Source organism: Pseudomonas sp. IT-P253 (assembly GCF_949768125.1).
Taxonomy (GTDB): domain Bacteria; phylum Pseudomonadota; class Gammaproteobacteria; order Pseudomonadales; family Pseudomonadaceae; genus Aquipseudomonas.
Window position 1 is genome coordinate 1 of the sequence record NZ_CATKPT010000033.1, and the last position, 24,189, is coordinate 24,189.

Below are 24,189 nucleotides of genomic sequence, written 5' to 3' on the forward strand. Positions count from 1 at the left end.
ACCCGGCCGAAGCCGGGTTTTTCTTTAACCGATTACTGCATCCACGGTGGAGGCGGTTCTTCGGTTTTGTTCGGTGGCGCATCATCCGCCGCCCGAACGGCTTGCTTGCGCTCTTCATCAAGGCGCGCGGCCTCGATCTCGCGCATGATCCCGCCAACGTCGGCCAATTCTTCCGGCTCGTCGAACTCGCCGGTCAGGACGCTGGCCGGGTGCAAGGTGCCGGCTTCGTACAAGGCCCACATTTCCTTGGCGTACTTGGTCTTTTTCAACTCCGGGGCAAAGCGCCCGAAGTAGGAGGCCATGTTGCCCACATCCCGCTCCAGCATGTTGAACGCGTGGTTGTTACCCGCCGCATCCACCGCCTGAGGCAAGTCGATGATGACCGGGCCGTCCGGGGTCAACAGCACGTTGAACTCCGACAGGTCACCGTGCACCAGACCGGTACACAACATCAGCACGATCTGCGAAATCAGGAACGCGTGGTATTCGCGCGCCTGGTCCGGCTCCAGCACCACGTCGTTCAGACGCGGCGCGGCATCGCCGTATTCATCGGCCACCAGCTCCATCAGCAGTACGCCTTCGAGGAAGTCATACGGCTTGGGCACTCGCACACCGGCACCGGCCAGACGAAACAACGCCGCCACTTCGGCGTTCTGCCAGGCGTCTTCGGTTTCTTTCTTGCCGAACTTGGAGCCCTTGGCCATCGCCCGAGCCTGACGGCTGTTGCGCACCTTGCGGCCTTCCTGATACTCGGCCGCCTGCCGGAAACTGCGTTTATTCGCCTCCTTGTAGACCTTCGCGCAACGTAACTCGTTGCCGCAGCGCACCACATAAACAGCTGCTTCTTTACCACTCATGAGTGGGCGCAGCACCTCGTCGACCAGACCGTCCTCGATCAGGGGTTCAATGCGTTTTGGAGTCTTCATCAGCTTTTATTGTGGGTCCTTTATTACCAAACACGCGAAAGTCATTCGTTATACGGCAATCCTCTCATTCGGGGGAGGGGTTGCCGACCTATGAACGTCGGGAAGCACACAATATGCCAAATTAATCGGTCAACCGCCGCCGGTCGTCATCGACCGCCCAAGATCATAGCTGAGCCTGCGCCACTTGTTGACGAGGGTTATGCAGGCAATTGCGACAGCAACTGACAGCTCAAATCATACCTCTGCAGGATATTTCTCAATTGCGCTCAATTTCCGCCTCCGCCAGCCGAAGTCATTAGTGACAAATTGATTTGTCCGACAATCGTCCCGACAGCAATAACGATGGCGCACCAAGGACTCCGGTGATCACTAACGTTTTCGGCTGCGAATAATCCGCGAGTCATTTGCACTGCGTGGGCCTACAAGAAAAATCTGGAGCGCGGATGAACATCAAACAGAAGTTGACATGGGCGTTTGCAATCATCGCCTGCTTACCGGTGGTGCTGGTTGCCACCCTCGTTGTGCTGAACTTGCGCAGTGATGCCAAGGACGGTTTCGTCGACGGCAGTGGCCGCGAGATCCGCCAGGTCAGCAATGCCATGCAGCTGTTTTTTGATGGCATTAGCCAGAACGTTGATTACCTGGCGAGCCAACCGGTGATCAAGAACTCCGACGACAGCCTCAAAACCTATATGGCCGCCAACGCCGAGAGCATTCCTCAGGGCGAGATGGACAAAAAGGTTTTCACCCTCCTGCAGGACCTGGGTAAGAGCCACCCGTCCTACGCCTATGCCATTCTCGGCACGGCGGCAGGCGGTTATGTGTCCTGGCCGGACGATGCCAAGCTCAGCAACTATGACCCGCGCCAGCGCCCCTGGTACAAAGCAGCCCAAGCCAAACCGGGCAAGCCGTTTCGCACCGAGGCTTACTATTGGGCCCAGGATGACTCGACTTACGTCAGTACCGTGCGCACCATCGACAACAAACTGGGCACCAATGGCGGCGTGGTCAGTATCGACGTGACGCTCAAGCAGCTCACCGAAATTGTCAAACAGATCAAGCTCGGTGAATCCGGCTACCTGATGCTGCTGGAAAACACCGGCACCGTGCTGGTGGACCCGAAGCAACCGGAACACAACTTCAAAGCAATGAGCAGCCTCGGTGAGGGCTACGCGCAACTGGCCAAGGCAGGCAAAGGGTTGGTGGAAGTCGAGCTGAACGGCGAGCGTTACATGGCCAACGTCTGGCCGTCGGAGCAACTGGGCTGGACCTTCATTGGCCTGATCAAACAGACCGACGTGATGAGCTCGGCCACTCAACTGACCTGGCTGATCGCAATCATCGCCGCCGTGCTGGCCGTGTTGTTTGCCATCGTCGGCGCCAGCTTCGCCAACTTCATCGTGAGCCCGATCCGCAGCGTCGCCAGCGGCCTGGAAGGCATTGCCCAGGGCGAAGGCGACCTGACCAAGAACCTGCAAATCCGTGGCAGCGACGAAACCGCACAATTGGCCAACTGGTTCAATCAGTTCCTGGCGGCGATTCGCAACCTGATCCAGAACATCGGCGGCGCAGCGACCAAGATCCTCGCGACCTCCAAGAGCTCGACTCAGGTCTCCAGCGACATGGCCGAAGCGGCCGGGCGCCAGCGTGAAGCGGTGGACATGGTGTCCACGGCGTTCCACGAAATGGTCGCTACCGCCAACGAAGTCGCACGGTCTTGCAGCCAGGCGGCTGAATCGGCCGACAGTGGCCAGCGTCAGGCCCGCGAAGGTCAGCAGCAGATTGATGCGGCAGTGACCAGCGTTGATCGCTTGAGTCAGGAAATCGAACAGTCCGCCCAGTCGATGCAGCAACTGGAACGCGACAGCAACGACATTCAGTCAATCCTCGGGACCATTCGCTCGATCGCAGAGCAAACCAACCTGCTGGCGCTGAACGCCGCCATTGAAGCAGCGCGGGCCGGTGAGCAAGGTCGCGGGTTTGCGGTGGTGGCCGATGAAGTCCGGGCGCTGGCCAAACGCACGGCCGACTCCACGGCAGAAATCGACGGGTTGCTGGGCAACCTTGCCAAGCGCACCAGCCAGGTCACGCATCAGATGCACGCGAGCCTGGAAGTGTCGCAGCAGTCGGTGACGCGCATCGGTGAAGCGCGCAGCAGTTTCGGGCTGATTCGTGAATCGGTAGACGTGATCCGTGATATGAACACCCAGATCGCCACGGCGGCGGAACAGCAGCATCAGGTGGCCGAAGACATTAATCGGCACATCAGCCAGATTCATGGCGATGCGCAGTTGGTGGCCGAACTGGCGAACTCGGCGCAGCTGGATTCGCAGAGCCTGGCGGGGCTGTCGAATGAGCTGGACGGGTTGGTTCGCCGCTTTAGAACCTGATCCTCAGAAACACCACACACCCACTGTGGGAGCGAGCTTGCTCGCGATAGCTGACTGACATTCAACATCAATGTTGACTGACATGGCCTCATCGCGAGCAAGCTCGCTCCCACAGGGGTCAGGTGGTGTTACGGCTTGAAGAGTTCACCCGGGGTAAACCCGAACAAGTTCTTGAACGCCGCAATAAACGCTGACGTCGAGTCATACCCACAAGACAGTGCGGCATTCGTCACGCTGTCGCCGTCCTCCAGGAACGTCAACGACGACAGCAGTCGTGCGCGCTGGCGCCACCCTCGAAAGCTCAATCCGGTTTCGCGCTGAAACAATCGCATCAGCGTCTTCTCTGACATCCTCAATTGCGCGGCCCATTCCTGCAAGGTCACATGGTGTTCAGGACTTTCGATCAGCTCATTGCACAACCCCAGCAATCGCTGATGCCGAGGCAACGGCAGCGAAAAACCGACCTCCGGCAGATTCGCCAATTGGTCCAGCAGCACACTCACCAGCCGGGCTTCCTGACTGTCACCCAGTGGATATTCCACCGGCAGCAGGCAAAAACTCTTGATCAACTCCCGGGCCAGGGGCGTCACTTCCAGCACTCGGCAACGGCCGGCAGCCCATTCACAGTCTTCCCGGCGCACATAGAGGCTGCGCATCTCGGCCCGCATCGAGGTCACGACCTGGTGTTCAAGGTCCGCCGGAATCCAGATTCCCCACTGTGGCGGCGCAAAGAAACTGCCCTCGGCGGTGTGTACACCGAGAACACCGCTGATGGCATAGGAAAACTGCACCCAATCGTGGCGATGAGGCGGCGTCCACGAACCGGCATTCAGGCTTTCCGCCCGAGCGAACAGCGGACGCGGCAATGCCGTCAGGGTCGGAATGGTCCGCTCGAGGGAAAGTTGTCCGTTAGTCGACATTGACTTGCCTTATGTCGCAAGGTGACTGATGAGGCCGACGTTAGGCGATGTCATCCATGTATTCAATATCGGTGATCCCTGTAGGAGCGAGCGGTGCGGCGACCCGACTTGCCCGCGAAGCTTTTGGCGGTTTCGAGGGCCTCTTCGCGGGCAAGCCTCGCTCCTACAGGTTTTCGGTTCCATTCAATGACATCGTCAGCGCTCGATGATTGCGGTGACACCCTGACCACCAGCAGCGCAGATCGAGATCAAACCTCTTCCCTTACCCGCCGCGTCGAGCAACTTCGCCAGGTTGGCGACAATGCGCCCGCCCGTGGCGGCAAACGGATGCCCGGCCGCCAACGAACTGCCTTTGACGTTGAGGCGGCTGCGGTCGATAGAACCCAGCGGTGCGTCGAGGCCCAGGCGGGTTTTGCAGTAGTGAGGATCCTCCCAGGCCTTCAACGTGCAGAGCACCTGCGCGGCGAAGGCTTCGTGGATTTCGTAGTAATCGAAATCCTGCAAGGTCAGGCCATTACGTGCCAGCAATCGCGGCACGGCATACACCGGCGCCATCAAAAGCCCTTCGGCGCCGTGGACGAAATCCACCGCCGCCGCTTCGCCGTCGCGCCAGTAGGCGAGGATCGGCAAGTCGCGTTCTTTCGCCCACTCTTCACTGCCCAGCAGCACCAGCGACGCGCCGTCAGTGAGCGGTGTGGAGTTGCCCGCCGTCAGCGTGCCCTTGGCACTTTTTTCGAAGGCCGGTTTCAGCGAGGCGAGTTTTTCCAGGGTCAGGTCCGGACGCAGATTGTTATCGCGGGTCAGGCCGAGGAACGGTGTCATCAGATCGTTGTGCCAGCCTTCGGTATAAGACGCCGCCAGTTTCTGGTGACTCTCCAGCGCCAACTGATCTTGCGCGTCTCGCGGGATGCTCCAGGTCTGCGCCATCAACTCGCAGTGCTGGCCCATCGACAAACCGGTGCGCGGTTCGCCGTTGCGTGGGAATTCGGGAATGAGATGACGTGGGCGTAGCTGCAAAAAGGTCTTCAGCTTATCGGGCGTGGTCTTGGCGCGGTTGGCTTGCAGGAGGATCTGCCGCAGGCCTTCGTTGATGCCGATGGGCGCGTCGGACGTGGTGTCGACGCCGCCAGCGATGCCGCAGTCGATTTGACCGAGGGCGATTTTATTCGCCACCAGTAACGCCGCTTCCAGACCGGTGCCGCACGCTTGCTGAATGTCATAGGCCGGGGTGGTCGGCGACAGCCGCGAGCCAAGCACGCAATCGCGCGTCAGGTTGAAATCCCGGGAATGCTTGAGCACCGCCCCCGCCGCCACTTCGCCCATGCGTAAACCGTGCAGGTTGAAACGTTCGATCAGGCCTTCGAGCGCTGCCGTGAGCATCGCCTGGTTACTGGCGGTGGCGTATGGCCCGTTGGAACGGGCGAAGGGGATCCGGTTACCGCCGATAATCGCGACGCGGCGCAGCTGAGTCATGAATAGCTCCTGATGAAATATCGAACGTGAAAACCGAACCCTTGTAGGAGCGAGCAAGCTCGCTCCTACAATGTCCAGCGTAGGCCTTATCTTGTGGATCGAACGACTGATCGCCATTCATGGTCCACACTTTGAACCCCAGCTGCTGGAGCGCGTTCCATGTCTGATCGCTATATCGACTTCGCCAATTCGTCCATCGGCCATCGTTTGGTCGGGGCCCTGGGGCTGCCGTTGCCGGAAAGGCTGGAGCGCTGGCAAGCAGGCCGGCTACGTCCGGTAGAAGGGGCACTGTTGATTGGCGGTGGCCCGCTGGCGGAAAAAGTCGGCGCCTTCGCCAACCGCCTGACCGACGCGATTTACAGCTACGGCACCGAACCGTCACTGGCCACCGCGTGGATTCCAGGCCATGGCCCCAAACTCAAAGCCGTGGTGTTCGATGCCAGTCATTTGGTCCAGACCGATCAGCTTAAACAGCTGCGCGAGTTCTTCCAGCCGCTGATGAAAAACCTTGATCGCAGCGCGCACCTGGTGATTCTCGGGCGCGCGCCGCAGACCTTGAGTGATCCGTTTGCCGCCAGCGCTCAACGCGCCATCGAAGGTTTCAGCCGGTCACTGGCCAAGGAGTTGCGCAGTGGCGGCACCTTGCAGTTGATCCATGTCGATGAAGGGGCCGAAGACCAACTGGAAGGCCCGCTGCGGTTTTTCCTTTCGCCCAAAAGCGCATTCGTGTCCGGGCAAGTGATTCACCTGAACGCCTGCCACACCCAGGTGACGGACTGGACTCGCCCGCTGTCCGGCCGCCAGGCACTGGTCACCGGCGCGGCACGCGGCATCGGCGCCTCCATCGCGGAAACCCTGGCCCGTGACGGCGCGCAAGTCATCCTGCTCGACGTCCCCCCGGCCAAGACCGATCTCGAAGTCCTCGCCGCACGCCTCGGTGGACGCAGCATCACCCTGGACATTTGCGCCGAGGACGCCGCCGCACAGTTAGTCGAACAGCTGCCCGACGGCGTCGACATCGTGGTCCATAACGCAGGCATCACCCGCGACAAAACCCTGGCCAACATGACCCCGGAATTCTGGGACGCCGTACTCGCGGTCAACCTCAATGCGCCACAAGTGCTGACCAAGGCGTTGCTCGACAGCGGCACCTTGCACGACAACGGTCGAGTGATTCTGTTGGCCTCGATCAGCGGCATCGCCGGCAATCGCGGGCAAACCAATTACGCGGCGAGCAAGGCCGGATTGATCGGCCTGGCCCAGGCCTGGGCGCCGCGGCTGAATGAACGCGGCATCAGCATTAACGCTGTGGCGCCGGGCTTTATCGAAACCCAGATGACCGCGCACATTCCATTCGCGCTACGCGAAGCCGGACGACGCATGAGTTCGTTGGGCCAGGGTGGCCTGCCGCACGACGTCGCCGAAGCCGTCGCATGGCTGGCCCAACCGGGAACCGGCGCGTTTACCGGGCAGGCACTGCGAGTGTGTGGACAAAGTGTTTTAGGGGCGTAGACATGATCATCGACTGGCACACTCTCAACCATGAACCGAGCCTGGCGGGCCTGTATGTCCGGGCCGCGATGCGACGAAAAATCACCGGTACCACCCTGCCCGAATCAGGTTTGCGCTGCTGGGTCGAAGTCGATCCGAAGCGGCTGGCGGCGTATCGCAACGTCTGTGGTTTTGACGACAATGGATTACTGCCACCGACGTACCCGCACGTCCTCGCGTTTGCCCTGCAGATGCAAGTACTCACGGCGCATGAATTTCCGTTTCCGCTGCTGGGCCTGATTCACCTGAGCAATCGCATCCGCGTTTTACGGCCAATGGGCGGCGTGGGGCGTGTGCGGGTCAGCGTGCAAGTGCAGAACCTGCAACCTCATGCGAAGGGGGCAACGTTCGACCTGGTGACCACGCTTGATGATCAGTTGGGAGCGCTGTGGGAAGCCGAGAGTCAGATGCTGTGTCGTGGCGTCAAACTCGACGGGGATGCGGTCGAGGATGTTCTGGCATCGACCTTGTCGCTGATCGAAGTGGTGCGATGGACAGCGCCAGCGAACATTGGCCGGCAATATGCCAAGGTTTCCGGCGACTACAACCCGATTCACCTGAGTGCCGCCAGCGCCAGACTCTTCGGCTTCCCGAGGGCCATCGCCCATGGGTTGTGGCTCAAGGCGCGGACGCTTGCGGCGCTCGCCGATCACCTGCCCACGGCGAATGTCGAGATGGTGGTGCAATTCAGGAAACCGGTGCGGTTACCCAGTGAAGTGACCTTGCTGGCCAGCGCGGCAGGTTCCAGTGGGGACTTTCAGTTGGTCGGCGCGGGGGATCTTGAGCATATGGTCGGGCATTGGCGTCCGGTTGCCTGATTTTTCGGCAGAGAACCACTGGCGCTTGTCAGATCGCCTTCGCGAGCAAGCTCGCTCCCACATTTCTGGGCGGACCGCGATCAACGGTGTCAGGAAACAACCAACCCGATTCGGGGTTGCGGAAACAGATTATTCAACGTCTCCAACAACCGCACGTGATAAATCGGTTTGCGGAACAGGTCCAGCACCTGTAATCGCAACATGTCACTGACATCATCCATATCCGCATGCCCCGACGTCACGATCACCGGCAAATGCTGCCGGGACGTATGCTCGCGCAATCGTTTGATCAGCGACATGCCACTCTCCTCGGGCATCCGCAAATCCGTGATCACCAACGCAATATCAGGATGGCGCGTCAGATGATGCAACGCGAGCTTGACCGACGTAGCCGTAAAACAACTGAAACCCTCGCCCTCGAGCAACTCCGCCAGCTCCAGCAAAGCGTCCTCTTCATCATCAACCAGAAGAAGCTGCTGACGTTGGAGTATGGGAGAGTTCATAAGCGACACCTGCAATGGACTAAGCGCTGACGTTAGAACCCCTTTGACGCATTAACAAGTAGCCAGCAACACTTGCCTCGCCCTTATAGCGCGTTCTGGATACTGGTAAACAAGGTCGTGATCTTAGCGGAAATCGGGGTGCTGAAGGTGCCAATTACCACGGCAATCATCGCCGCGATAATCGCGTACTCAATACCTGACGCACCCTCGGTGTCTTTGGCCAACCCTTTGTAAAAAGCGATTTCGGCCTTGATCTTCTGGACAAGCTTGGTAGTGAACATGGCACTTCTCCTGGATGACTACGGGTGTTGCGCAACTGCAACATGACACCCCTATGCCAGCACCAGCATTGTCGGCATTCCCCATCCCAACAACTGTAAGAACGCATTAATACTTAAGTAGTATCGGTTTGGTTGACGTCAGAAAAGCCGTTATTTCATCGTAAACACCTGCCTACGCTAAATATTTTTGCATTCACTAATGGCTTTTTGCCCTAGCTGGGCTACGTTCTAACAGCGAAACAGTTTTATGTTCATAGCTGCCTGATTGCTAAGTTTCCGTCGGATAAGGCGGGAGCGTTTGAGCAGCAGGGAAGGGAGAGCCGTCATGAACAGTCGCGTTACCATGGGCCTGGCCGGGTTGTTTCTGGTGGGAGCCATCATTGCCGGTTACTGGGGCCTTGTGTTGAGCCGTCAACCCTCCCCTGAGCCTGTCGCTCAACCTGCCTTTGTCCCGACCACGCCAACCGCCCAGGCACTTGCACCGGTGGATGACCTGACTCGCCAGCCGGTGGTCGTGCTGCTGCATGACGTGCCGCCGTTCGTGGCAATCACCGCCGCCGATGTTGTCCTGGAAAAACTCCGTATCGCCCCCGCCGGCAGTCTGACCCGTCTCGATCAAGCCATTGGCCGCATGCCTTGGCGCGCGCTGACCGCCGGCAGCTGGCTCAACGATGAAAGCTTCGAGGCTGGCGGCAGACTGGCGCGGATGATTCACTCCAATGAACGCGCCCTCGCCGTCGCGGTGGACGAAGTGATCAACGCCGGCGGGCAACTGACGCCAGGGGATTACGTCGATGTGCTGCTGTTTCTGCGCATGGACAGCAACAACCTGCAGTCGTCGGCTCAGCTTGTGGTACCCGCATTGCGAGTGCTCGGGGTGGGCGAACAACTGGGGTTGACCAATGACGGCCAGCCCTCGAGCCCGGCACTCAGCAACGACGAAAAACGCAATCAGAACCAACTGCGCGCCAGCGCACGCACGGTGTTACTCGCCGTCCCCGAACAGCTCATGAGTCGACTGATGCTGGCAACCCAGGCCGGCGTGCTGCGCCTGGCCGTGCGCAGTGTCGATGAAAAACGCCTGGCGCACTACTGGGCCGGGGAACGTGACTCATCGGCCAACCTCGCTAGCGCCAACCGCGAGCTGATCCAGTTCAGTCAATTGGCCATGACCACTCCCCCCAAACCTGTCGCCACAGTTGCCTCGCGCAAGTGGAGCGTGGAAGTCATTCGCGGCAATGAAATCACCCAAACCCCCTGAGTCGAACAAGGACGCATCTAAATGCGCAGAGTTCACATGCCCATGTTCCACGGCCTGCTCTGGGACTCCCTCTTGAGCAGGCTGCCGTTCACGACCGATGCAGCCGTGGGAAATTGGGCCTCGCGGGGCTCGATGCCGGCAGTACTGGAAGTCGGTGAAGGGCTGCAACAGGCGATACATTCGCCCGTAGCGATCACCCGCGGGGCGGTGGGCGATCTGAAAATCGCCGACGTGCAAGTCAACGGCAATTTCGATAAGCGCAGCGGGTTACCGCTATGAGCCAGAATCTGAGTCAGACCTTCCTCGCGATCACGCGCAACAGCACTGACCTTGAGTGGCTGCAAGGTGCTCTCGCCCCGCTGGGCCAGGTGGTCAGCGCCGAAGGCGACAGCCTCGACGAATTGTTGGCGCTGGTGGACGTGACCTTCGCCAGCCTGGTGTTCGTCGGGCTGGATCGTGAACATGTGGTGGCTCAGAGCACGCTGATCGAAGGCGCTCTGGAGGCCAAGCCGATGTTGGCGATCGTCGCGTTGGGCGACGGTATGGACAATCAGCTGGTGCTGAATGCCATGCGCGCCGGGGCTCGGGATTTCGTCGCCTATGGTTCACGCGCCAGTGAGGTCGCGGGCCTTGTGCGGCGGCTTGGCAAGCGTCTGCCGCCGGTGGCGCCAAACACGCAACTGGGTGGTTTGACCGTGCTCTACGGCGTGCAGAACAATGCCGACGGTGCGCTGCTTGGCACCCACATCGCACAAGTGGTGCATAAGAGCGGACAACAAACGCTGTTGCTCGACCTGGGTCTGCCACGCGGCGACAGCCTGGCCTTGCTTGGCCTGGAAAGTTCGTTTCACTTCGGCGATGCATTGCGGCATTTGCGGCGCCTCGACGCAACGCTGATCGACAGCGCGTTCACCTGCTGTGAGGCCGGGATGCGGATCCTTGCCTACGCCAGCAACGACGAACTGCTGGAGCACACCAGTGCCGCTGAGTTGTACATGTTGCTCAGCGCCCTGCGCCAACACTTCCAGCACATTGTGGTGAACCTTACCGGCCAGCCCGACAGTGAAGCCTTGCGCACTTTCGTCAGCCATTGCGACAAGCTGTTGTGGTACACCGACCAGAATGTGCTCGACTGCCGCCGCAACCTGGCCGTGCTCAACCTCTGGCGCGAAAAAGGCCTGAAGCTCGATCACGCCCGGCTGCTGGTGGACCGCTACCTGCGCAACGTCGCGCCGGACTCCGACACCCTGGGCAAGAGTTTTGGCATGGAGGTCATCGCGACGCTCGCCTACAGCCCGGAAGTGCGCCTTAACGCCAAGAACCAGGGCGTTACCCTGTTCGAGCTGGCCCCACGGGAAGGCCTGACTCAAAGCCTGCGTGCTCTCGGCGAACGTCTGGCCAAGCGTGCCGAAGGCGTGGATAAACCCAGGATGGGCTGGCTCAACCGGTTGAGGGGCGCGCAATGAGCGGCGAAAAACTCTTCGGCGCCCCCCAACGTGGGCCGGTGGGCAATACAGATCACGATGGCCTGAAACTGGTACTGCACCGCTACATCATCGATGCCATCGAAGAGTCTGGAAAAAACCTGCTGGAAGGCTCGCGACAGGTGCTGTCGCAGTTCGTCATCGACAAGATTGCCGAGTACATCGCCCGGTTGCACCTGGCGATTTCCCGCTACGAAATGGAGCGTCTGGCCGAAGAAATCGTCGACGAACTCACCGGTTTCGGCCCGCTGGAAGTACTGCTGCGCGACCCGACGGTGACCGAGATCCTGGTCAACGGCCCACACCGGGTGTTCGTCGAACGCGAGGGCGTGCTGCATCTAAGTGATCTTCGTTTTATCGACGCCCACCACGTCGAACGGGTGATGCAACGGATCCTCGCGCCCCTTGGCCGACGACTTGATGAATCGTCGCCGATGGTCGATGCGCGCCTGCCCGACGGCAGCCGGGTCAACGCGATCATTCCGCCGATTGCCCTCGACGGCCCGTGCCTGTCGATTCGAAAGTTTCGCAAGGACATGCTCAACAGCACTGACCTGATGGCCATGCAAACCATCGACCAGGCGATCTTCGATTTCATTCAGGACGCCGTGGGCAAGCGCTGCAACATTCTGATCAGCGGCGGCACCGGCACCGGCAAGACCACGTTGCTAAACATTCTCAGCCAGTTGATCAATCCTCACGAACGGCTGGTCACCATCGAAGACATCGCCGAATTGCAGCTCGGCCATCCTCACGTGGTGCGCCTGGAAACGCGTCCGCCAAATGTCGAAGGGCACGGCGAAGTGAAGGCCAGCGACCTGATCCGCAACGCCCTGCGGATGCGTCCGGACCGGATCATCCTCGGCGAAATACGGGGCGTGGAAGTGCTCGACGTGTTGACTGCAATGAACACCGGCCACGATGGTTCCATGAGTACTGTGCACGCCAACAATGCCCAGGATGCGCTGTTGCGTCTGGAGACGCTGGTAGGGCTGACGGGCCGGACCATTGCCGAACGCACCTTGCGGCAAATGATCTGCGCCGCATTGGATGTGGTGATCCAGTTGACGCGGATGCCCGATGGCCGCCGCTGCGTCAGCGAGGTGGTGGAGGTGATCGGCGTACGTGAAGACGTGTATGTCACCAACACGCTGTTCCGGCTCGACCGATGCAAGGGTGTCGGTTTTATGCGCGAGGCGGTCAACCCCGCCGGCGACAAACTGCGCCGCGAGTCGGCGCTTACCCCCTCCGCGTACTGAGGGCCTCAGCATGCTGAAACCGCTACTGCTCATCCTCATTTGCCTGACATTTCTGGGCTTGTCGATCCGCATGTTCTACAAAGGCTTGCGCCAGAGCGGCACCAAGCGCGTGCTGGGGCGCCTGAGCCAGGGACAAGTTCAACGCAGGGTTCAAAAACATACGTGGGCGGGACTGGAGCGGGCCTTTTTGCGAGCAGGTCTGGGGCGGCCTTCCGACCGATTGGGAGGGTGGCTGCTGCTCTGGGCGGTGGGGATTTTGCTCGGTTTTGCCGTGGGTGACTGGACCGGTTTACTGCTTTTTCTGGTGGTGCCTCCCTTGGCTGCACGGCTGTATATCAGCTGGCGTTATCAGCGCCGACTCAAGCGCATGATCGAACAACTACCGCCGCTGCTCGACCATACAGTGCGCAGCCTAAAGTCCGGACGCACCTTGGCCGATGCAGTATTAGGCGCTATCGAGGTCGCCGAAGATCCGCTGAAAAACGCCATGAGCCGGATTCAGCGCAATGTGCAATTGGGCGTCAGCCTGCCGGACGCCGCCTCAGACCTCGCAGAGCTGTATGAGAAAGACGAACTGCGTTTGTTCGCACTCGGGTTGAAGGTCAATCACCGCTACGGCGGCAATGCCAGCGAGCTGCTGGAGAACCTGATCAAGATGATTCGCGAACGTGAACAGGCTGCACGCCAATTGAGCGCCATGACCGGAGAAACCCGGGTGACGGCGTGGGTACTGGGCGGTTTACCGATTGCCCTGGCTGGCTATTTCCTCGTGACCAATCCTCATTATTTACTCGCCATGTGGCACGACAGCTCGGGGCAAATCATGCTCGCGAGTGCGTTCGGCCTGCAGGTGGTGGGAAGCCTGGCGCTCTGGCGCATGTTGCGCAGTGTATGAAATTACCACTGCTGATTAGCGCGGTGCTGTTTCTGGGGGCCGCCCTGCTGTTGCTCAACGGGCTGCTGGAACAGCATCGACGGATTCGTCAGGTGACCCGGCGGCTGGACGGCAAACTGCTTGGCGAGCATCACGTGGGTCACTGGGTGCAAATGCTGGGCAACAGCCGGATCGGTCAACGCGCGATCAATCTGGACAACGAAACCCAGACGCTGCTGAACCGTCTCGGCTGGCGTAGTGCTCGGCGACGCTCGCTGTTCGCGGCATTCCAGGTGGGGGGTCCGGTGCTGGCCCTGGCCCTGAGTCTGCTGATCCAGGGCGTGTTTTTCCCCAATGTGGACAACCACTGGCTCGCCCCGGCCTTTGCCGCCTGTGCCGGTTACTTGTTGCCCAAGCGCCTGCTCGCGGCGGCCGCGCACCATCGTCAAAAACAATTGGCGACCGAGATTTCCACCTTCATCCCACTGCTTCGCATCCTGTTCGAATCGGGCATGGCGGTGGAGCAGTCGCTGCGAGTTCTCAGCCACGAAGGCAAACAGTTATTGCCGGCGCTGACCCAAGAACTGCGCCTGGTGCTGGCCCGTGTCGACTCCGGCCTGGAACTGGGCGAAGAACTGAGCAAGGCCAGCCGATTGCTCGCGGTGGACGAGTTCACCGACACCTGCGTCATCCTGCAGCAGTTGATCCATCAGGGCGGCGGCGGGATGAAATCCCTGCTGGCCCTCAAGCAGCTGCTCGATGACCGCCGCCTGACACGCTTGCAAGAATACACCTCCAAAATGTCCGCCAAAATGTCCGTCGTGATGATGCTGTTTCTCTTCCCGGCCTTATTGATCGTGCTCGCCGGCCCGGGATTTACTGCCTTGGCCCGAGCCTTTGCTTCTTAGAGCGATCGTGATGAAAGCCATGATCGCCGGAATGCGGGTGGGCAGGTGAGTAATGGGGCCGGGGGTTAGCGCAGGATTTTTTGTGGCGGCCAGCACGCCATCGTCGGATCGCCGCTCAGCGCAAGCTCACTCTCACTGGGTTAACGCGTAACCCGTGGGAGCGAGCCTGCTCGCGAAGAACGATAACGCGGTTTAACAGCTACTCCGCAGACTGCGGATCGATGTTATCCAGCGCCCTGTTCACTGCCAGGTCGGCCAGCATGATGACCTGCTGGATACCCAACATCGTGCTGCGATGCGGCCCTTGTAGATACGCTGCGAAATCACTGGCCATGACACTGGCAGACGCCAGGGATTCGCAGGCGTGGGCCAACAGGGATTCGGTGTCGATGTCGGGGGCAATGAAAAACATCTTGCTGGGTGTGTGGGGCGGGAGGGAGCACTGTTGGGCGTAGAGGGAATCGTCTTCGGTTTCCGGGGGATTCGGGGTTGGTTTGATCATTGTAAAACTCCATTCGAGGTTTGGAGTTCGCCATGACTGCGACCAAGCAGGAGGGTGGCGAACTGTACGCAGGTTGGTCGACCAGGGAATGGAAACCCGGCAGGGCCTAGGCCCTCCCACGCACAGCTCGCCATTAAGCAAGCACAAAAAAAACCGCTCACGCGGCACTGTGCGCCATTCTAAACCCGGGCGACCAAACCCGATCACTGAATTTGCAGTGATACGCAAAGGCTAAAGACCACTCTTCCGACAGGCAACCTGAAAAACATGTGGGAAGGTTCTGGCGTTTTTACTGATCAATAAACATCAGTGCCTATCAGGCCGCCATCGTCGGAACGCCGCCCGGAGCAGTGTGTGGGGCGGGAAGGAACACTGTTGGGCGTAGAGAGAATCGTCTTCGGTTTCCGGGGGATTCGGGGTTGGTTTGATCATGGTTTCACCTTAGGTCAGAAAGGGAACCACTACCCAATTGCCGCGACGCAATTTGGGGTGGCAGCTGTACGCGGGTTCGCGGACCGAGACCCAAGGATCGGCATACCCGAAGGTATCCCGCGCACAGTCGCCATGACACGAAACCACAGACACCAGAATGTGGTGTCGTTCGACGGGGCGATTATGCCTTAGATCACCGGGCCGCGATGCCCGGACGCTGAATTTGCAGCGACGGACAAAGGCTAGAGACATCGCTTCCCACAGGCAATCTGAAAAACATGTGGGAAGGTTCTGGTGTTTTTTACCGATCAATAAACATCAGCGCCGATCAGGCCGCCATCGCTGGCAGGCCAGCTCCCACAGGAGATTGGGTACATTCGCAAAGTCAGGTCGGCTGTCAGGCCGCCATCGCGAGCAAGCTCGCTCCCACAGAGGCTTGAGTACATTTGCAAAATCAGGTCGGCTGTCAGGCCGCCTTCGCGAGCAAGCTCGCTCCCACAGAGGATTGAGTACACCTGCAAAATCAGGTCGGCTGTCAGGCCACCTTCGCGAGCAAGCTCGCTCCCACAGAGGCTTGAGTACATTTGCAAAATCAGGTCGGCTGTCAGGCCGCCATCGCGAGCAAGCTCGCTCCCACAGAGGATTGAGTACACCTGCAAAATCAGGTCGGCTGTCAGGCCGCCATCGCGAGCAAGCTCGCTCCCACAGAGGATTGAGTACACCTGCAAAATCAGGTCGGCTGTCAGGCCGCCTTCGTCGGAACGCCGCCCGGAGCAAGCTCGCACAGAAGAGCAAAGACAGATCGGCATACACGCTTTGCTCCTAACCACTCAACAGGCCGAGCGTTAGCTCGCCTGCAGCTTTTGATCTACCCGCCCCTTCGGGAGGCCGAGTGGAGGTTCTGCGCAGTGGGCAGCCCGGCATGGATGCCGGGCTAGCTGCCCCCGGCCATGGATGGCCGATGGCGGCGGGCCCACGGAGCAGGACCGGAGCGAGGGAACACCGAGCCCTAGCGAGGGGCCGGACGCTCGGGGCGAGCGTTTTTTTGCTTACTTTTTTTAGGCGCTTGTAAAAAAAGTGAGTCGCCGTAAGGGCGAAACCCTAAGCCGCCGTTACCGCAGGAATGGATATGTACACCCGAAAAAATGGTCGGCTGTCAGGCCGCCTTCGCGAGCAGGCTCGCTCACAGTTGCGTTTTAGTGAGCAGTAACCCGTTGCCGCAGACCGGAATTACTCGGCGACAACGCCAACGCCAACTGCGTGCGGTTATGCATATGCGTCAACCGCAACACCTGCGACACATACAACTTCACCGTGTTCTCGGTAATCCCCAACTCACAGGCAATCTGATAGTTCGTCTGCCCCTTCCCCACCAACTGCGCCACGCTCAATTGCCGTGGTGACAGCTGATTGAAAATCGCTGGAATCTTCATCCGATCCGAATCACTGACATCACCCTCAGCAGAATCCGACCACTGCGGACCGCGTCTAACCTTATCCAGATCCTGATACAACTCATCGAGCGACTCGCAAAGGTACTGCAGCTTCTGATTCAAATGCCCCAATTGCAGACTCTTCTGCTGTTCTTGCAACGCCACTTCCTGACGCTGCAGCCCAATGAGCAACTCATCCAGATCTACCGGCTTCTGATAGTAATCGGCAAATCCGGCCCGCAACGCCTTGATCACATCCTGCTTGTCTGCACGCCCAGTCAGCATGATCGCCTCGAAAGCCCGATGCTTGCCGGACAAACGTTGCAGCTCCTTAATAAGCTCAATGCCGTCGATACCGGGCATGTGCAAATCGCAGAGCACCAGGCCGATTCCCAGGTCTTGATTGAAACGCGCAATCGCTTGTTTGCCCGAATGACATGGCACACAGCAATAACCATTGCTCCCCAGGAATTCGCAGAGCTCTTCAACGATCAATGGCTGATCATCGACCACAAGGACTTTCAGTGGTGAGGTAGGCTTGTTCACGGGCGACTCCCTGCAAGACCAAAGGGCTGAATGTTCCTGTACCGACAGCCGCGGGTTGTACAACTAGTGCTTTGAAAGTAGACGTACTTTCTGACTGTGTACATAGAACGGACAAGGAATGGAACCAGGCAAGCGTCAGCAAAAAACCCACCAGCACGAAGGGCGCAAATGGCTGTTTGTTTGACGTTCCAGGCCCTAAATACCGAAGTCGATCCCTAAGGCGTTGACTCATATGAAGCCAGGCTCTTGGCGCCAGCAGCAGCCAGAGGACGCTGGCCAATCCGGCGCCGATAAACGTGCCGAGCAGATGCATGCCGTCCGTCGCAAGACCCAAGGCTGTCATTAGTTTCACATCGCCTGCGCCCAAGCGTTGCAACGAATAACCAGGAAGGGTGAAAGCCAGCGCCAATAAAAAGGCCCAGCCGCCCTGCGCCGCTTCGGCACCCAGCCAGGTCGAGTTCGTCCACAGCAGATACGTCAGCGCCAACGCGCCTGCGCCAAAAGTCAGGCCATTGGCGATGTGGCGCTCTCGAGCATCCTGCGCTGCGCATAGCGTCAGCCAGATCAGTAGGGCAAAGCTTTGCATGCGGTAAAAAACATCCGTCTTGGCTGAATGATTCTATGCTGACATTACGCCATGATGGTCAGGGTAGACGCACTCATGAAAACAAGCTTCCCCCGCAAACAAAAAGGTGCCGCCGCGATTGAGTTCGCCTTGGTGTTCGTTATTTTTTTCGCCGTGTTCTATGGGGTTGTGACTTACAGCCTGCCACTGTTGCTGGTGCAATCGTTTAACCAGTCGACCGCCGAAGCGGTGCGCCGAAGCGTGGCGCTCGATACGACCACGCCTGGTTACAACACGCAGGTCATTACCGTTGCCACCACGGAACTGACCCGGCAACTGGCCTGGATCCCCGCCGCGCTGAATTTCAATGTCGCCACCGACGCCACCGCCACTTACATTGGTGGGGTGCTGAAGGTCACCATCAACTACCCCACCAGTAAATTGAAACAGGTCATCCCGTTCCTGGTATTACCGGGTATCGGCGCTGTGCCCAATTTGCCGGCGACGCTCACTGCCAGTTCGAGCCTGCAATTTTGAGTTCCGCGGACAAACTTTTCGGGCGTCTGCTTAACCGCCATCCGCCACCGCAACAGGTCGCGCCGGCCCCCCTGAGCGTGCGAAGCGTCGGTTTGCAGGTGCACCTGAATGCCGAAGGTCAAGTAACGCACCTGACCGGCCCATTGCGGCATGCACTGGCTCAGCAGCTTCCCGCCGCGCAGATGCCGCACCTGCTTGAATTACTCATGCCTCACAGCCAACTGGCCATCGAAGGCACGCCTGCTGATTGGCAGGGACAGATACTGGACCTGGATTTTTACAGCCTCAGTGGACACCCCCTGCAACTGCGCGGCTGGGTCCAGCCGCTCGCCGATGCCTGGTTGCTGCAGTTGCTGGACATCGGCGACTTGCTGCTCGAACGCCAGCAAGCCCGCAGCCGCGAACAGTACCAATTCCTCGCGGCGCAGATCGGCGAGCAATTACGCCGGTGTAGCCTGACGCGCCTGCCCGACGTGCTGATGGAGCAGCTGCAAGGCCTTTCCCAGCGCTTGCAGACCCCGTGCGTCGCCATAGCGTTACTCGACGAGCAGGAACAGGGTTGGCAGATTCACCAGCACTACGCCGCCTTCGACGCGCCTGGGTTGTGGCATAACGGCCAGCGCCTGGGCACGGGACTCGACAGCTTGAATGGCTCCGCGCCCCAACACCTGCCCCCCGGCGAGCATCCGCGCCTGCAAAGCACTTTTGGCAATGCCGAAGGGTTTGCGGTGCCTTATCACGACGCTCAGGGCGTGGCCGCCTGGTTACTCTGTGGTTCTTACCCGGTGCAGCAACGTGCACCCGACGTCAGCGAGCGTGACTGGTTGCAGTTCGCCGCCGCGCTCGCTGGCCCGTTACTGGAGCGCTTGCGCGAGCACCGGCACCATTTGCAACTGGAGCAGCTGGAGTCACTGCAAGACTTGCTCGGCGCCGGATGGTGGGAGCTCTTCAGCGAACGTGACGAAGTGCAACTGGCCCCGTCACTGGCCATCCTCCTGAACCTTGAAAGTGCCCGTATGCCGCTCCACGACTGGCTCGATGAAATACATCCCGCCGACCGCGAAGAGCTGAACAGTCGCTTGCAGGATTTGCAAAATGAAGGCAAACCCTTGCTTCTGTGCGTTCGGTTGGCACACGCGCCGATCTGGTATCGCTTGCAAGGCCAGGCCCTGGGTGTCGGTACACATCGGCGGCTAGTGGGTTTCATGCTCGACATCAGCGACATCAAGAATCAGCAACAGCACGCCGCGGCAGCCCATGCACGACTGGACAACCTGATCGCCAGTTCACCGGCGGTGATCTATGTGCAGCGTTATGTCGAAGGTGCACTGCAACCGACGTTTTTCAGTGACAGCTTGCTGCCGTTGCTCGGCTGGACCCTTGCCGATTGCGCCGCCGGGGCGCTGGCGGAACGGGTTCACCCCGAGGACCGAGATCGCTATTTCGAGCGCACACGCCAGTTGCTGCGTGAGGGTTCGGTGCGCGCCCGCTATCGATTGCGCGACAGTCACGGTGACTACCACTGGCTATTGGACGAAGCCAAGCTGCTGCGCGACGACCTGGGTCTGCCGGTGGAAGCGGTCGGTCTGTGGCTGGACGTGACCGAAGCGACCCTGGCCGCCGAGCAGGTGAAACAGAGTGAAGAGCGCTATCGAATCCTGGTGGAAGATTCCCCGGCGATGATCTGCCGCTACCGCCCGGACCTGACCCTGACCTTCGGCAACCGACCGTTGGCGACCTATATGGAATGCTCACCCGAGCAGCTGCCGGGGATGAATCTGGGCAGTTGGATGTCGCAGCAACAGCGCGAAACGTTCCTACAGCGGCTCGGCCAACTGAGCCCCGAGTATCCGGTCAGTACCGCGGAAATCAATCTGCAACTGCCGGGACGCGAGCACGCCTGGTGGGTCTGGTCGGATCGAGGAGTGTTCGATGATCAAGGCCACTTGCTGGAAATTCAGGCCGTGGGCCGCGACAACACTGAAGTCAGGCGTTCTCAGCAGCAACTCACCCAAAGCGCCAAAATGGCCACCCTCGGCGAAATGGCCACCGGGCTCGCGCATGAAATCAACCAGCCGCTGAACGTAATGCGCATGGCGATCGTCAATGTGCTCAAGCGTTTGAGCAACGGCGATGTGCAGGTCGATTACCTCACTGACAAACTTAACCGCATCGATGCCCAGGTCCAGCGCGCAGTCCGAGTGGTCGATCACATGCGCGTGTTTGGCCGCCGCTCTGAGATCGAGCAGCATCCGTTCAACCCGGCTCATGCCATCGAAGGCACGTTGTCATTGCTGGCCGAAGGCATGCGCGGCAAAGGGGTCGACTTGCGCGTCAGCGAGACCGGTTTTGAGGTGCAGGTGCGCGGGTACGTCGATCAGCTGGAGCAAGTGCTGATCAACCTGATGGTCAACGCTCGGGATGCGTTGCTGAGCAAACGCGAGACCGACCGCGAGCTCAAACCGTGGATCTCGGTGTACGCCGACCGCGACCAGCAATCGGTCAGACTGTGGGTCGAGGACAACGGCGGCGGTATCGATCCACGGCTACTGGAGCGGATTTTCGAGCCGTTCTTCACCACCAAACCAGTGGGCGTCGGCACCGGGCTCGGGTTGTCGGTGAGTTATGGCATCGTCGATAACATGGGTGGGCGGCTCAGCGTGAGCAACTCGGCTGAGGGCGCACGGTTTTGTATTGAGCTGCCGATTTATCAGGAGGATCAGATCACCAGATAAGCCTTGCCGGGCTGGCCGCAGGTCATGTTGGCGCCGACGTCTACTTCCATCAGGTTGATGCCCAGATTGCTGAGCAGATTGTTCAGTAACGGATCGAGCAGCGGGCTCAGCAGATTGGTGATCAGCGGCTGGAGAATGCTGCTGACGTCGCTGATCAAACTGCCGACGCCCGCAACGATGGCCCCCAGCGGATTACCGGCCACCGGTTTGTAGACGATCAGATTGATACCCGCCAGGGTGTTCGCCAGGCTGGCGACGATGTTAGTAGTGGGGGCGGCAGGCAGAACACTCGGCGGCAGTTTGAGGTTGGCCGGTGTCGCGAAAGGCGTGGTACTGGAGAACACCAGGTCCTGGCTGTTCTGCCCGACGCTGGTCTGGGCCATGATGGCGATGCCGCCGGCAGCGTACGCGGTACGCGCCGGACCACAGGTGCCGAGACCGAGGACTTTGTGACAGGTCCAGATGCCGAGATCGATCAGCGGCAAGGGTGTGACCGTGGGTTCGGCGGACGAGGAAAAAGCATTCGTCGGGTCGATTTTGCCGACCTTGAGGTCGGCTATCGAGGTGATGGTGTGGGCCGTCAGGCTTTTGCTGCCCGTGGTGCCGACCGGGCAGCTGTAATCGGTGACGTAACTGATGGCGCCGCCGGCATCCAGGCTGATGTCGATCTCGGGGGATGGCAGCAACTCGGGGTCGAGTTGATCGCAACCGGCGCCCAATAGGCAGAACACCGAATTGATCGTGGACACAAGGTTCAGGCTCAGCAGGCTGTTGATGGTCGGGGTCAATGTGCCCACCAGCCCCAGCACCGCATTGGCCAGCCCGGTCACGCCGGACAACACCGGCAGGTTCACCGACAACAACGTGCGAATCTGGGCGGTGCGTACATAAATCCGATTGGCGCCCAGCGGGCTGGCCTTGGCCAGTGCCGGGTCGCCAATAGCGGAGAATTGCGGCGGCTCGATCACCTTGACCCGCACCGTCACATTGGCCAACCCAAGCACGCTGATCGGCAAGGTCGCGGCCAGCGCACTCTGGCGGTTGGCCAACTGGATCACGCCTTGAATCAATTGCAGCAATTGCACGTTGGCATCCAGTCCGGCAGCGGTAGCGCCGGTTTGTAGCTGCAAAATATCGCCCAGTTTGACCGGGCTGGCGTTCGCCCCCGCCGCCACTTTCAGGTTACCCAGCGCAGCCATGACATCGGCGGTTGCACCGTTGACCTGAACTACCGTCGCCGCAGCCTGGATAAGTTGAGTCACTGTCGTTTGGGTGTTGAGCACCTGGGTGTAGTTGCCGGCCGCGACATTCAGATTGACCGCCAACTGGTTCATGAAGCTGAGCAGGTTGATGTCAGTGTTCAGCAAACCGTTCCAGCCCGCCACCGAAAGGCTCACGTTACCGCCCAGCAATCCGGTGAACAGCGGGTTGAGGATGTTCGATTGGGCGGTGCTGATGTTGAGCAGGGAGCTGCGAATATTCAGCTGGGCGATAGTCGGCATAGGCTCGGCCGCTACGGCGGTGGCACTGAGCCGGGTACTGAGACTGACCGGTCCGCCGGACAACAGCGCGCCGATACCGGCGGCGATGCTGGTGGGCACGGTATGGGTGGCAATGACCTGGAGGGCAGCGGACTTGGTGGAATCGGCGGTGAAGGCACGGAGGTTATCGGCGCCGGTCTGCAAGGTGCCGCAACTGACGGTCAGCGTACTGTCGGTGTTTATCGTAAAGCCGTTGCGGGCTGCACTTTGAGTGGCGTAATTGGCAGCGCTCAATCCTGGCAGGCAATTACCGTCGCGGCTCACAGCTTCGAGCGCCGCGGTATCCGCCACCCGCTGCAATTTGCGCTTTTCCAGGTAGAGCCTGCCGGTATCGACCACCAGCAACATAAACCCCAACACCAGACTCAGGGTCAGCGCCGCGATCAAGCCGATCGCCCCCCGTTGCCGGACCGGGCCATGAAACTGCATGCCAAAAGACATCGCGCACTCCTTTGCCAGCGCACGGCCGAGGGTTACCTCCGTAAGTGAACAGCAGTGTAGACAAGGGTGGACGAGACTGCTGGCAACTCGCTACCACCCACAATAAAAATTCCCCTTGTAGGAGCGAGCTCGCTCGCGATGGTGGGCCAGCTGCATAGGTGTTGACTGACACACCTTCGCGAGCGAGCTCGCTCCTACAAGGGTTGATGGTTTATTTGGGTGGGTAGTTGGCCAATATTCGCCTGACGGTTTCGTATATCGCATTAGTGCGATCAGTCGGGTTGGGGGTACGGCTGAGCATTTGTTCGTCGCTGCCGCGCCACACCAGTTTGCCGTCCTTGCCATCGAGCAGGTCGATCTGAACGGTCGCGACCTTATAGGTGACGTTGCGGGTTTCGTTGTACATCGGCGCGCCCCAGTAACCGTTCCATGGGTTTCCCCAACTGCCGCCATAGTTGGTGGTGACCTGTTGCTGACGCTCTTCGACGATCAGGTAAGTCTGCACGTGCAAATCACCCTTGCTGCCCGCAGCGGCCGGACGCAAGCCACGCTGGTCCAGCTGATCGGCAACCGCCTGACGCATGCGTTGCTCAGTCAGGTCGCTTTTGATTCGAGGGTCATCGGGGCGATATTGCAGGGCAGGTTCTTTCCAGGTCCAGCTTCGATAGGCCGCGAAATCACGGCTGGCGTCGTAGTCATGGTTGACCCGGTTGGCGGCGCACGCACTGAGCAGCACGGCCATGGCCAGTAAAACGAAACGGCGGAACATGATTTTTCTCCGATTGAAGACATGATCCTGCGCAAAGCTT

The 24,189-nt window shown here is 59.8% G+C and carries 19 protein-coding genes and 4 pseudogenes; 12 read left to right on the forward strand and 11 right to left on the reverse strand.

Annotation, left to right across the window (positions count from 1 at the left end; genetic code table 11):
- Positions 1–32: 32 nt before the first annotated feature.
- Entirely contained in the window at positions 33–926 is an 894-nt protein-coding gene (locus ACM6IR_RS17315; RefSeq protein WP_201115026.1) for a PA4780 family RIO1-like protein kinase, read from the reverse strand.
- 599 nt (positions 927–1,525) lie between these two features.
- Between ACM6IR_RS17315 and ACM6IR_RS17320 the strand changes: the two are divergent.
- Positions 1,526–2,458 (forward strand): annotated as a pseudogene (locus ACM6IR_RS17320) (cache domain-containing protein); the annotation flags it as partial.
- 261 nt (positions 2,459–2,719) lie between these two features.
- Positions 2,720–3,316: pseudogene (locus ACM6IR_RS17325) on the forward strand (methyl-accepting chemotaxis protein); the annotation flags it as partial.
- 128 nt (positions 3,317–3,444) lie between these two features.
- On the opposite strand, the gene ACM6IR_RS17330 reads toward ACM6IR_RS17325, so the two are convergent.
- Positions 3,445–4,236, reverse strand: coding sequence for an AraC family transcriptional regulator (locus ACM6IR_RS17330; protein WP_414908832.1), 792 nt, complete (start codon positions 4,234–4,236; stop codon positions 3,445–3,447).
- Positions 4,237–4,431: 195 nt separating this feature from the next.
- Positions 4,432–5,709 carry an acetyl-CoA C-acetyltransferase gene (locus ACM6IR_RS17335; protein ID WP_414908833.1) on the reverse strand — a complete coding sequence of 426 codons (1,278 nt, stop codon included), beginning with the start codon at positions 5,707–5,709 and terminating at the stop codon, positions 4,432–4,434.
- A gap of 159 nt (positions 5,710–5,868) precedes the next feature.
- Between ACM6IR_RS17335 and ACM6IR_RS17340 the strand changes: the two genes are divergently transcribed.
- Positions 5,869–7,221 (forward strand): 3-oxoacyl-ACP reductase, encoded by a 1,353-nt coding sequence (locus ACM6IR_RS17340; RefSeq protein ID WP_414908834.1) that lies wholly within the window; start codon positions 5,869–5,871, stop codon positions 7,219–7,221.
- 2 nt (positions 7,222–7,223) lie between these two features.
- On the forward strand, positions 7,224–8,078 hold the full coding sequence (locus tag ACM6IR_RS17345; protein WP_414908835.1) for a MaoC family dehydratase: 855 nt from the start codon (positions 7,224–7,226) through the stop codon (positions 8,076–8,078).
- Between the two features lie 89 nt (positions 8,079–8,167).
- On the opposite strand, the gene ACM6IR_RS17350 is transcribed toward ACM6IR_RS17345, so the two are convergent.
- A complete protein-coding gene (locus ACM6IR_RS17350; protein ID WP_414908836.1) occupies positions 8,168–8,581 on the reverse strand; it encodes a response regulator in 414 nt (137 codons plus the stop codon).
- Positions 8,582–8,664: 83 nt separating this feature from the next.
- Positions 8,665–8,862, reverse strand: a complete 198-nt coding sequence (locus tag ACM6IR_RS17355; RefSeq protein ID WP_414908837.1) for a Flp family type IVb pilin — start codon at positions 8,860–8,862, stop codon at positions 8,665–8,667.
- Between the two features lie 325 nt (positions 8,863–9,187).
- Here ACM6IR_RS17355 and cpaB point away from each other — a divergent pair, with 325 nt between their 5' ends.
- The 6 genes and pseudogenes from cpaB (at position 9,188) to ACM6IR_RS17385 (ending at position 14,648) form a co-directional block, all read left to right on the forward strand.
- Entirely contained in the window at positions 9,188–10,123 is a 936-nt protein-coding gene (gene cpaB, locus ACM6IR_RS17360) for a Flp pilus assembly protein CpaB (RefSeq protein WP_414908838.1), read from the forward strand.
- Positions 10,124–10,165: 42 nt separating this feature from the next.
- A pseudogene (locus ACM6IR_RS17365) lies at positions 10,166–10,372 on the forward strand (type II and III secretion system protein family protein); the annotation flags it as partial.
- 26 nt (positions 10,373–10,398) lie between these two features.
- A complete protein-coding gene (locus ACM6IR_RS17370) occupies positions 10,399–11,589 on the forward strand; it encodes an AAA family ATPase (RefSeq protein WP_414908839.1) in 1,191 nt (396 codons plus the stop codon).
- On the forward strand, positions 11,586–12,866 hold the full coding sequence (locus tag ACM6IR_RS17375; RefSeq protein WP_414908840.1) for a CpaF family protein: 1,281 nt from the start codon (positions 11,586–11,588) through the stop codon (positions 12,864–12,866). The genes ACM6IR_RS17370 and ACM6IR_RS17375 overlap by 4 nt, the downstream gene beginning before the upstream one ends.
- Positions 12,867–12,876: 10 nt before the next feature.
- Positions 12,877–13,761, forward strand: a complete 885-nt coding sequence (locus ACM6IR_RS17380) for a type II secretion system F family protein (RefSeq protein WP_414908841.1) — start codon at positions 12,877–12,879, stop codon at positions 13,759–13,761.
- Positions 13,758–14,648, forward strand: coding sequence for a type II secretion system F family protein (locus ACM6IR_RS17385; protein WP_414908842.1), 891 nt, complete (start codon positions 13,758–13,760; stop codon positions 14,646–14,648). The genes ACM6IR_RS17380 and ACM6IR_RS17385 overlap by 4 nt, the downstream gene beginning before the upstream one ends.
- 199 nt (positions 14,649–14,847) lie before the next feature.
- On the opposite strand, the gene ACM6IR_RS17390 is transcribed toward ACM6IR_RS17385, so the two are convergent.
- The 4 genes and pseudogenes from ACM6IR_RS17390 to ACM6IR_RS17405 all read right to left on the reverse strand — a co-directional run.
- Complete coding sequence (locus ACM6IR_RS17390) at positions 14,848–15,150, reverse strand: DUF6124 family protein (protein WP_414908843.1); 303 nt, start codon at positions 15,148–15,150, stop codon at positions 14,848–14,850.
- Positions 15,151–15,890: 740 nt separating this feature from the next.
- Positions 15,891–16,391 (reverse strand): hypothetical protein, encoded by a 501-nt coding sequence (locus tag ACM6IR_RS17395; protein ID WP_414908844.1) that lies wholly within the window; start codon positions 16,389–16,391, stop codon positions 15,891–15,893.
- 387 nt (positions 16,392–16,778) lie between these two features.
- Positions 16,779–17,561 (reverse strand): response regulator transcription factor, encoded by a 783-nt coding sequence (locus tag ACM6IR_RS17400; protein ID WP_414908845.1) that lies wholly within the window; start codon positions 17,559–17,561, stop codon positions 16,779–16,781.
- Between the two features lie 118 nt (positions 17,562–17,679).
- Positions 17,680–18,147 (reverse strand): annotated as a pseudogene (locus ACM6IR_RS17405) (prepilin peptidase); the annotation flags it as partial.
- A 75-nt stretch (positions 18,148–18,222) separates the two neighbouring features.
- Between ACM6IR_RS17405 and ACM6IR_RS17410 the strand changes: the two are divergent.
- Positions 18,223–18,663, forward strand: coding sequence for a TadE/TadG family type IV pilus assembly protein (locus tag ACM6IR_RS17410; RefSeq protein WP_414908846.1), 441 nt, complete (start codon positions 18,223–18,225; stop codon positions 18,661–18,663).
- Entirely contained in the window at positions 18,660–21,398 is a 2,739-nt protein-coding gene (locus tag ACM6IR_RS17415; RefSeq protein ID WP_414908847.1) for an ATP-binding protein, read from the forward strand. Before ACM6IR_RS17410 ends, ACM6IR_RS17415 begins: the two co-directional genes overlap by 4 nt.
- Here ACM6IR_RS17415 and ACM6IR_RS17420 read toward each other — a convergent pair.
- Positions 21,383–23,380: a pilus assembly protein TadG-related protein gene (locus ACM6IR_RS17420; RefSeq protein ID WP_414908848.1), complete on the reverse strand. Its 1,998-nt coding sequence runs from the start codon at positions 23,378–23,380 to the stop codon at positions 21,383–21,385. The two genes, ACM6IR_RS17415 and ACM6IR_RS17420, sit on opposite strands and share 16 nt — an antisense overlap.
- A 211-nt stretch (positions 23,381–23,591) precedes the next feature.
- Positions 23,592–24,149 (reverse strand): DUF4136 domain-containing protein, encoded by a 558-nt coding sequence (locus ACM6IR_RS17425; RefSeq protein WP_414908849.1) that lies wholly within the window; start codon positions 24,147–24,149, stop codon positions 23,592–23,594.
- Positions 24,150–24,189 lie beyond the last annotated feature (40 nt).